Origin of the sequence: Kosakonia sp. MH5 (genome assembly GCF_009935945.1) — a bacterium.
Lineage (GTDB): Bacteria > Pseudomonadota > Gammaproteobacteria > Enterobacterales > Enterobacteriaceae > Kosakonia > Kosakonia radicincitans.
This window is the reverse complement of record NZ_QODH01000037.1, coordinates 401-1,127: the sequence shown is the minus strand read 5'-3', so window position 1 is coordinate 1,127 and position 727 is coordinate 401. Positions and strand designations below refer to the sequence as shown.

General features: G+C 49.1%; 1 pseudogene. It reads left to right on the top strand.

The window, feature by feature from the left end:
• Window positions 1-115: 115 nt before the first annotated feature.
• A pseudogene (locus DK872_RS27795) lies at window positions 116-727 on the top strand (hypothetical protein); the annotation flags it as partial.

The window sequence follows — 727 nt, the reverse complement described above, 5'->3', positions numbered from 1 at the left end:
GTTTAGCTGTTGAACAATGGCTGGAAGTTGGTGTTTGGCTCAGATTTTGGTGGTCTGTGCTTTCTGTCATGCTGTCCCACAGTGGAGTCAATCGCTTCAGAATGCTCAAGCTCTGATGATCCAGCAAACTGACCAGCAGTTTCAGCTCCAGAAGCCAGTTCAACAGCTAACTAACCAGCAGTTTCCACCTCAGAAACCAGTTCAACAGCTAACTAACCAGCAGTTTCTGTTTCAGAAGCCAGTTCCACAACAACCTAAGCCGCAGTTTCCGTTTCAGAAGCCAGTTCCACAACAACCTAAGCCGCAGTTTCCGCTTCAGAAGCCAGTTCCACAACAACCTAAGCCGCAGTTCCCTCTTCAGAAGCCAGTTCCACAACAACCTAAGCCGCAGTTTCCGCTTCAGAAGCCAGTTCAACAGCTAACTAACCAGCAGTTTCCGCTTCAGAAGCCAGTTCCACAACAACCTAAGCCGCAGTTTCCGCTTCAGAAGCCAGTTCAACTTGATAAATGTGCTGTAGCTGATTCTGAGCAGATCCAATGCGGTCTACCTGGGATCAGTGGTGCTGCGTGTGAAGCTATCAACTGCTGCTTTAACGGACAGCAGTGTTTCTATGGGAGGGCAGTGACTGTCCAGTGTATTAGAGATGGTCAGTTTGTGGTAGTGGTGTCTCGAGACGTTACCTTGCCTCGACTGAGTCTGGATTCGGTTCAACTACTGGGTGGAAAC